Source organism: Streptomyces sp. CAI-85 (genome assembly GCF_013363615.1).
Taxonomy (GTDB): domain Bacteria; phylum Actinomycetota; class Actinomycetes; order Streptomycetales; family Streptomycetaceae; genus Streptomyces; species Streptomyces antibioticus_B.
The window spans coordinates 1-9,369 of the sequence record NZ_JAANNX010000110.1; the positions used below are offsets into that span (position 1 = coordinate 1).

Annotated in this window: 3 protein-coding genes; all 3 read right to left on the reverse strand. The window is 73.1% G+C overall.

All coding sequences use genetic code 11. The features are described from left to right. Positions 1-882 (reverse strand): beta-ketoacyl synthase N-terminal-like domain-containing protein (locus G6W55_RS36180; protein WP_175524862.1); only part of this gene is annotated, 882 nt, incomplete at its 3' end. A 71-nt stretch (positions 883-953) separates the two neighbouring features. Then, positions 954-6,620 carry a type I polyketide synthase gene (locus G6W55_RS36185; RefSeq protein WP_175524863.1) on the reverse strand — a complete coding sequence of 1,889 codons (5,667 nt, stop codon included), beginning with the start codon at positions 6,618-6,620 and terminating at the stop codon, positions 954-956. Then, the coding region (locus tag G6W55_RS36190; RefSeq protein ID WP_217687814.1) for an SDR family NAD(P)-dependent oxidoreductase at positions 6,617-9,369 on the reverse strand (2,753 nt) is incomplete at its 5' end. The genes G6W55_RS36190 and G6W55_RS36185, both read right to left, overlap by 4 nt.

Genomic DNA, 9,369 nt, shown 5'->3' on the forward strand with positions numbered 1-9,369 from the left:
CCCGTTGCGCCGCGCGTCCGACAACCGCTCCAGCACCAGCATGCCCACACCCTCGCCCCACCCCGTACCGTCCGCGTCGTCGGAGAACGACCGGCAGCGGCCGTCCGGCGACAGCCCCCGCTGCCGACTGAACTCCACGAAGATGGTCGGGGAGGCCATGACCGCGACGCCGCCGGCCAGAGCCAGGGTGCACTCGCCCGTTCGCAGGGCCTGCACCGCCAGGTGCAGGGCGACCAGCGAGGACGAGCACGCGGTGTCCACCGTCACCGCCGGGCCCTCCAGGCCGAAGGTGTAGGAGATCCGGCCCGAGGCGACACTGCCCGCACTGCCGTTGCCGACCTGGCCCTCGAAGCCGTCGGGTGCCTTGTGCATGCGGGCCGCGTAGTCGTTGTACATGACGCCCGCGAAGACGCCCGTCCGGCTGCCGCGCAGGGACTTCGGGTCGATGCCCCCGCGCTCCAGTGCCTCCCAGGAGGTTTCCAGGAGCAGTCGCTGCTGTGGGTCGGTGGCGAGTGCCTCGCGCGGTGACATGCCGAAGAACTCGGGGTCGAAGTCGGCCGCGTCGTGCAGGAAGCCGCCCTCGCGGACGTAGCTCTTGCCCTTGCGGTCCGGATCGGGGTCGTACAGGCCGTCCAGGTCCCAGCCGCGGTTGGCCGGGAAGCCGGTGACGGCGTCGGCTCCGGCGGCGACCAGATCCCAGAGGTGTTCAGGGGCGGTGATGCCGCCGGGGTAGCGGCAGCCCATGCCGACGATCGCGATGGGTTCGCGGTCCTTGGCTTCCAGCTCCTCCAGGCGACGGCGTGCCTGGCGAAGGTCGGCGGTTGCCAGTTTGAGGTAGGAACGGAGTTTTTCCTCGGTGGAATTACGGCCCTCGGTGGACATGCGGCATCAGCTCCCCGTGAAATTCGATGCTGGTGAAAACGGCCAGTCAGTTCATCCGGTCGTTCGTTCGTTCAGGATTTCCTCAGCTCGTTTTCAAGGGCGCTGAACAGTTCGTCGTCGGTGGCCGATTCGAGGTCGTCGTCCTCCACGCCCTGGGGCGGGCGTGTCCCGCTGGCGTCGCCCAGTCTCGCGAGGAACAACTTCATGCGCACCGTGATTTCCATGCGCTTGATCTCGTCCGTGGCGAGGGCTTCCAGGGTCTTCTCCAGCCGGTCCAGCTCCGCCGAGACCGTGGCCGACGGCTGTGCCGCGGAGCCGTCCGCGTGGAGCGGGAGCCCGGCGCGGAGGTGGGCCGCGAGGGCTTCGGGGTTCGGGTAGTCGAAAATGAGAGTGACGGGCAGGCGCAGGCCGGTCGCCGTGGTCAGTCGGTTGCGGAACTCGACCGCCATGAGCGAGTCGAATCCGAGATCCACGAATCCGCGCCCGGGTTCGGTGGCGGACATCGTGGTGTGGCCGAGGATAGCCGCTGCCTGGGTGCGCACCAACTCCAGGAGGGCGCGGCCGCGTTCGGACTCGTCGAGGCCGGCCAGTCGCCGCTTCAGCGTGGACTCGCTCTCCGCCGGTCCGGTTCCGGCGGCTGCGGTGCGCCGGGCGGGGGCGCGGACCAGGTCGCGCATCACCACGGGCACGGCGTCCGGGTCGGCCGGGCGATTCAGCCTGGCGCGGTCGAACCGGATGGGCAGCAGGGCCGGGGCGTCCGACTGCTGGGCGGTGTCGAGGAGTTCGAGGGCCTGCGTGGTGGGCAGGGGGCTCATGCCGGCGCGGGTCAGGCGTCGGACGTCCGTGGTGGTGAGTCCGCCGGTCAGGCCGGTGACCTGCTCCCAGAATCCCCAGCCCAGGGACACGCCCGGCAGGCCCTGGGCCCGCCGGACCGTCGCCAGGGCGTCCAGGAAGGCGTTGGCCGCCGCGTAGTTGGCCTGGCCGAGGCTGCCGAAGGCAGAGGAGGCGGAGGAGAACAGGACGAAGGCCGACAGCCCGGCGTCCCGCGTCAGTTCGTGCAGGTTCCAGGCGCCGTCGAGCTTGGGCCGCAGCACGGTGTCGAGCCGCTCGGGAGTCAGGGACGACACGACACCGTCGTCCAGCACGCCCGCCGTGTGCACCACACCCGTCAACGGATACGCCTCCGGAACGGCCGCCAGCACCTCGGCCAGAGCGGCACGGTCGGCGACATCACACGCCACCACCGACGCCTCGGCACCCAGCCCTTCCAGATCGGCCACGAGTTCGGCGGCGCCAGCGGCCTCCAGGCCACTCCGGCTGAGCAGCAGCAGACGCCGCACCCCATAAACCGTCACCAGATGACGCGCCACCAAACCACCCAGCGTGCCCGTGGCTCCCGTGACCAGGACCGTGCCCTCACCCCAGACCGGCCCCTCAGACGCCGTCACCGGCACGACCGGCTGGACCCGCGGCACGCTCACCGTGCCGGAGCGCACCGCCAGCTGCGGTTCGTCGCGTTCCACCGCCCACTCCAGCGCCGTCGGCAGCACGCTCCACGAGGACTCGGCACCGTCGACGTCCACCAGCAGGAACCGGCCCGGGTTCTCCGTCTGGGCCGACCGCAGCAGACCCCACACCGAGGCCGCCCCGAGATCGGTCACCCCCTCCCCGGCACCGGCCGCCACAGCACCCGAAGTCACCAGCACCAGCCGCGACCCCGCGAACCGCTCCTCCGCCAGCCACCCCTGCACCAGCTCCAGGGCCCGGCGCAGTGCTTCGCGTACGACGGTGGTCGTCTCGCCCTGCTCGGAGGTGCAGTCGGCGAGCACGAACGGAGGCAGGGTGTCGCCGTCGGCGAGGGAGGTCAGGTCCGCGAAGGGCTTGACGGCGAGGCCGGGGGTGCCGCCGAGGGCGTCGGACGCGCCAAGTGTGTCGCCGCCGACGATCGCCCAGGGGGCGGTTTCGCCGGGGGCGGCGGGGAGGTCGCGGGAGGTCCAGGCGAGGTGGAACAGGGAGTCGTCCGGCCGGTCCTGGGCGTGCGCGGTCTGCCGCAGCTGCTCGGTGTCGACCGGGCGCATGACGAGGCTGTCGACGGTGGCCACCGGGCGGCCGGTGCCGTCGGCCAGGGTGAGGGAGACGGCGTCGGTGCCGTCCGCGGGGGTGACGGCGACGCGCAGGGCCGCCGCGCCGGTGGCGTGCAGGGTGACGCCGCGCCAGGCGAAGGGCAGCCGGGGCTGCGGTGCGGTGTCGCCCCGGCCCGCCTGGTCGAGGATGGCGAGACCAACGGCGTGCAGGGCGCCGTCGAGGAGGGCGGGGTGCAGGCCGTAGTGGTCGGCGTCGGTGGCGCGGTCCTGGGGGAGCCCGACCTCCGCGAACGTCTCGTCGCCGCGTCGCCAGGCGGCGCGCAGGCCCTGGAAGAGGGGGCCGTAGTGGTAGCCGGCGGCGGCGAAATCGTCGTAGACGCCCGCGCAGTCGACCGGGGTGGCGCCGGCCGGGGGCCAGGCAGTCAGGTCCCGGGCGGTCCGGTCGGGCCGGTCGGCGCCCGCGGCCAGGACACCGGTGGCGTGGCAGGTCCATACCCCGCCGTCCTCGGCGGCGTCCGCTGTGCCGCCCGGGCGGGAGTGGATGCTCAGCTCACGCCGTCCGGAGTCGTCGGCCGTGCCGACGGTGACGCGCAGTGCGACTCCGGCCGTCGTGGGCAGGATCAGGGGGGCCTGGAGGGTGAGTTCCTCCAGGAGGTCGCAGCCGACCTCGTCACCGGCCCGGGCGGCCAGTTCCACGAAGGCGGCGCCGGGCAGGAGGACGACGTCGTCGACGGCGTGCTCGGCGAGCCACGGCTGGGTGCGCAGGGACAGCCGGCTGGTGAGGACCGTGCCGGCGCCGTCGGGCAGGTCCAGCGCCGCACCGAGCAGCGGGTGACCGACGGCGGTGAGGCCGAGGCCGGTCAGTGCTCCTGTCGCGCCGGCGGTGCCGTCCAGCCAGTAACGACGGCGCTGGAAGGGGTACGTGGGCAGGTCCACCCGGGTGACGCCGGTGCCGTGGAAGACGCGCTCCCAGTCGACGTGCGCACCCTGGACCCACACTTCGGCGAGGGAGGTCAGCACGCGGTCGAGGCCGCCGTCGTCACGGCGCAGGGTGCTCACGACGGCCGGGGTGGTGGTGCGGTCGCGGCTCTCCAAGGTCTCCAGCACGCCCATGGTGAGGATGGGATGGGGGCTGACCTCGACGTACACGTCGTGTCCGGCGGTGTCCAGGGCGCGTACGGTCTCCTCGAAGCGGACCGGGGCGCGCAGGTTGCGGTACCAGTAGCCAGCGTCCAGCTCCCCGGTGTCCAGGGGCCCGGCGGTCACGGTGGAGTAGAACGGCACCTCGGCGGGGCGCAGTTCGACCCCGGCGAGGATCTCGGCCAGCTCCGGCTCCAACGGCTCGACGTGGGCGGAGTGCGCGGAGAAGTCGACTCCGGGTACGTTCCACCGCATGACGCCGGACTGCGCGAGGACCACGCCGAGCTCCCGCAGGGCGTCCGGGTCGCCAGAGACGACCACGGTGTTGGGGCCGTTGACCGCGGCGATCGACACGCGCTCGCCGAACGGCTCGGTCCGCTCGCGCACCCATTCCTCGGAGGCGACGATCGAGAGCATGCCGCCGGTGCCCGCGAGGGCCCGCAGGGCGCGGCTGCGCAGGGCGACCACCCGGATCGCGTCGGGGAGGGACAGCACGTCGGCCACGCAGGCGGCGGCCACCTCGCCCTGCGAATGCCCGACGACGGCCGCCGGTTCGACACCGTAGGAGCGCCACACCTCGGCCAGGGAGACCATCATCGAGAACAGCGCGGGCTGGACGACGTCGACGCGGGCGAGCGCCTCCTCGTCGCCGAGCACGTCGCGCAGCGACCAGTCGACCAGTTCGTCCAGGAGGCATTCGCACTCGTCCATGCGGGCCGCGAAGACGGGCGAGGACTCCCACAGGTCCCGTGCCATGCCGGCCCATTGCGAGCCCTGGCCGGGGAAGACGAACACCACGCGGCCGGCCGCGCCGGGCCAGTCCGGGCCGGTCAGGACGCCGTCGGCTTCCTCACCGCGGGCCAGTGCCCGCAGGCCCTCGATGAGCTGGGTCGCCGACGCGCCGGTCACCACGGCCCGGTCGTCCAGGGTCGCGCGGCCGGTGGCCAGCGACCAGCCGATGTCGAGCGGGGCCGGTTCCCGGTCGCCCTCGACGTGGGTGAGCAGGCGGGCGGCCTGGGCGCGCAGAGCGTCGGCGCCCCGGGCGGAGAGCACCCAGGGGACGGTGGGCAGCGCCGCCGGCCCCGCGGTGCCGGCCGGCTCCGGTTCCGTCTCCTCCTCCTGCGGTGCCTGTTCCAGGATGACGTGCGCGTTGGTCCCGCTGACTCCGAAGGAGGAGACACCCGCGCGACGCGGACGGTCGTCGGCCGACGGCCACTCCCGCGCCTGCGTCAGCAGCTCCACCGCCCCCGCCGACCAGTCGACCTTGGTCGACGGCTCGGTGACGTGCAGCGTGCGCGGCAGGACCCCGTGCTGCATCGCGAGGACCATCTTGATCACACCGGCCGCACCGGCGGCCGCCTGTGTGTGCCCGATGTTCGACTTCAGCGAGCCCAGCAGCAGCGGCCGCCCCTGGGGACGTACCTGCCCGTAGGTGGCCAGCAGCGCCTCGGCCTCGATGGGGTCGCCGAGGCTGGTGCCGGTGCCGTGGGCCTCGACGGCGTCGACGTCGGCCGGGGAGATCCGCGCGTTGGCGAGGGCGGCGCGGATGACCCGCTGCTGGGAGGGGCCGTTGGGGGCCGTGAGACCGTTGCTCGCCCCGTCCTGGTTGACGGCCGTACCGCGTACGACCGCGAGCACCGGGTGGCCGTTGCGGCGGGCGTCCGACAGCCGCTCCAGCAGCAGGACACCCACGCCCTCGCCCCAGCCCATGCCGTCGGCGTCGTCGGAGAACGCCTTGGAGCGTCCGTCCGCCGCGAGGCCCCGCTGGCGGCTGAACTCCATGAACGCCACCGGCGTGGACATGACCGCGACACCGCCGGCGACGGCCAGCGAACACTCGCGGCGGCGCAGCGCGTGCACCGCCTCGTGCAGGGCGACCAGCGACGAGGAGCACGCCGTGTCCACCGTCACCGCGGGCCCTTCCAGGCCCAGGAAGTACGACAGACGGCCGGAGAGCACCGCGCCGGAGCCGCCGGTGACGACGTAACCTGCGACGTCCTCGGTGACGTTCCCCGCGGACGGCCCGTAGTGGGAGGGGGCGCCGCCGACGAAGACACCGGTCTGGCTGCCCTTGAGCGACGCCGGGTCCATCCCGGCCCGCTCGATCAGCTCCCAGCACGCCTCCAGGAACATCCGCTGCTGCGGGTCCATGGCCAGTGTCTCGCGCGGCGCGATTCCAAAGAAGCCCGCGTCGAAGTCGGCGGCTCCGCGCACGAAGCTGCCCTCGTTGACGTACGTGGTGCCCGGCCGCCCCGACGTGCCGTCGGGGTCGTAGAGGCTGTCGATGTCCCAGCCGCGGTCTTCGGGGAACGGGGCCACGGTGTCCACGCCGTCCACGAGCAGCCGCCACAGCTCCTCCGGCGAGTCGGCCCCGCCGAAGCGGCAGTTTACCGCCACGATCGCGATCGGCTCGCGCTCGGCGTCCTCGTGCTCCTGCAGCCGGGTGCGCGTCTTGTGCAGGTCGGCGGTGACCCACTTGAGATATTCGCGGAGCTTTTCCTCATTCGCCGTCATGACTTACCGAACTCCCGGTTGATGAAGTCGAATATCTCGTTGTCGCTCGCCGTGCCGAGCCGTTCCTCGACGTCGGCGTCCGCCGTGCCGCCGGCCGGTGCGCTCTCCTCGGAGCCGCCCAGCCGCGACAGCAGCACCTCCAGCCGCGAGGTGATCGTGGTCCGCAGGTCCTCGTCCGCCGCAGACAGCGAGAAGACCGCCGCCTCCAGCCGGTCCAGCTCCGCGATCGCCGAGCCGGCGCCGTCGCCCTCCGGGCCGACCAGCCGGTCCCACAGGTGGGCGGCCAGGTCGACGGGGGTCGGGTGGTCGAAGACCAGCCCGTTGGACAGCCGCAGCCCGGTCGCCTTCTGCAGCCGGTTGCGCAGCTCCACGGCGGTCAGCGAGTCGAAGCCCAGCTCCTTGAAGGCCCGGCCCTCCCCCACGCCGTCGACGCCGTCGTGCCGCAGCACGGCCGCGGCCTGGGAACGCACCAGGTCGAGGAGGGTACGGTCCCGCTCGGTCGCGGTCATCGCCGCGAGCCGGTCGGCCAGCGACGGGCCCGCACCGGCGTCGCCGTCCCCGGCCGCGGGGTCGTCCGCGGCGCTCCCGGACAGCACCTGCCGGGCCTCCGGCAGGTCGTCCAGCAGGGGCCGGGACCGGGCTGCGGCGAAACCGGGGGCGAACCGCGCCCAGTCCACGTCCGCGACCACCGTGCAGCTCTCGTCATGGTCCAGAGCCTGCTGGAACGCCTCCAGAGCCAGCTCCGGGTCCATCGCCAGCACTCCGAGCCGACTCATGTGCTCTTCAGCCCCGTTGTCCGTCAACATCCCCGACTCCGCCCAGGCACCCCAGGCAACCGAGGTCGCCGGGCGGCCGAGGGAACGGCGCCGCTGCGCCAGCGCGTCGAGGTGCGCGTTGGCCGCGGCGTACGCCCCCTGGCCCCCCGCGCCCCAGACGCCAGCGCTGGACGAGAACATGACGAAGGCGTCCAGTTCGTCGTCCGCCAGCAACTCGTCCAGGTGGACGGCGCCGGTCACCTTCCCCGACGCCACCTCGGACAGCATGGTGAGATCCGTCTCCGCGAGACTCGCGTACGGTGCCGCACCCGCCGTGTGCACCACGGAGCGCACCGGCGACCCGTCGGCCCGCAGCCTCTCCAGGAGCCCTGCCAGCGCCGCGCGGTCCGTGACATCACAGGCCGCGACCGTCACCCGGACGCCGATCGTGGTCAGCTCCGCACGAAGCTCCTCGGCACCCGGCGCCTGCGCGCCGCGACGGCTGACAAGAACGAGATGCTGGGCTCCCCGGTGCGCCAGCCGACGGGCAACTCGCCCGCCCAGCGCACCGGTTCCCCCGGTGATCAAGACCGTACCCTGCGGCTTCCACTCCCGTACAGCGCGGGTCTGCGCGACCGGCGCGCGCCGCAACCGGAGCGCGAACGCACCCGTGGCACGCAGCGCGAGCTGGTCCTCGGACCCGGTCGCGTGCGCCGCCAGCACACCCCGCAGCCGCGCCGGCGCAGACTCCTCGGGCGTCTCGGGAAGGTCGACCAGACCGCCCCACCGCTGCGGATGCTCCAGGCCGACGACCCGCCCCAGACCCCAGACCTGTGCCTGAGCCTCGCGCACGACCGTCGGGTCCGCACCGCCGGTGGACACCGCGCCCCGCGTCGCCAGCCACAGCGGCGCGTCCACGCCGGCGTCACCCAGCGCCTGCACGAGCTGAAGCGTCCCGGCGAGCACCAGCGGAACCTCCGGGTGCCGCGGATGCGGGGCCTCGTCGAGGGCGAGCAGGGACAGTACGCCGTCGAAGGCGCCCATCTCCCCGATACGCCCCGCCAGTTGTTCCCGGCCCCCGTCCGCCGCGCTCCAGGAGAGCGGGACCACGGTCGCACCGGCGTCGGTCAGCGCCCGGCCGGCCGCCACGCCCCACGCGTCCTCGCCGGCCCCTGCCGGAACGACCAGCAGCCACCTGCCCGGCTGGGCCGTCTCGTCCGGACGCTCCGGAATCCGCTTCCAGGCGAGACGGTAGCGCCAACGGTCCAGCGTGGACCGCGTACGACGCTGCTGCCGCCACGCCGACAACGCCGGCAGCACGCTGCCCAGCGACGACTGCTCCTCCTCGCCCTCGACGTCCAGCGTCGACGCCAGGAACTCCAGGTCCCCGCTCTCAACCGCCTCCCAGAACCGGGCATCCACGTCATCGAGGACGGGTGCGGGTGCTGCCTCGGGTGTGGAGGCGTCCAGCCAGTAGTGGCGGTGCTGGAAGGCGTAGGTGGGCAGGTCGACGTGGTGGGCGCCGGTGCCGGCGAAGGCCTGGGCCCAGTCGACGTCGACGCCGTGGACCCACAGCTCGCCGAGGGAGCTCAGGAAGCGGTCCAGGCCGCCGTCGTCCCGGCGCAGGGAACCGGTGACGACCGCGTCCTCGGCAGTGTCCTGGATGCTCATCGCGAGCACCGGATGCGGGCTGACCTCCACGAACACGGCGTGATCCTGGCCGGCGAGAGCCCGTACGGCCTCCTCGAACCGGACCGTGCGACGCAGGCCGCGATACCAGTACCCGGCATCCAGAACCTCCGTGTCCAACCAGTCGGCCTCCACCGTGGAGAAGAACGGCACCGCAGCGGCCTGCGGACGCACCTCGGCCAGGACCCGCGCCAGCTCCTCCTCGATCCGCTCCACGTGAGAGGTGTGCGAGGCGTAATCCACCGGAATACGACGAGCACGCACACCGTCGGCCTCACAGGCAGCGATCAGCTCGTCCAGAGCCT

Coding starts and splice junctions, on each gene's coding strand:
- G6W55_RS36185 (WP_175524863.1), bottom strand. CDS start 6,620: ATGACGGCGAATGAGGAAAAGCTCCGCGAATATCTCAAGTGGGTCACC.